At 55.8% G+C, this 224-nt stretch carries 1 protein-coding gene; it reads right to left on the reverse strand.

Annotation, left to right across the window (positions count from 1 at the left end):
* Positions 1 to 224: hypothetical protein (locus H6B10_RS16640; protein ID WP_204652482.1), on the reverse strand; the 224-nt coding region annotated here is incomplete at both ends.

The following is a 224-nucleotide window of genomic DNA, read 5'->3' on the forward strand; positions in this document are numbered from 1 at the left end:
CATACAGCGCGGCTTCGGCCATAGGGTGGAATTCACAGTTGGGCAGCCGGTGGATCATGTTCTGGGTGCACAGCATCACATCCAGTTGTTCCGCCTCAAACATCTTTTTCAGATCGAAATTGCCCAGAAAAAGATGCACGATGCCGTCCAGACCCAGGTGCGGCTGTTTCACATCGGCTGCACCAGCAGCACCGAACTGCGCTACCTGAAAGAGCCCCTGCGGA

The sequence above is a fragment of the Gemmiger formicilis genome, assembly GCF_016901605.1.
GTDB classification, from domain to species: domain Bacteria; phylum Bacillota; class Clostridia; order Oscillospirales; family Ruminococcaceae; genus Gemmiger; species Gemmiger formicilis_B.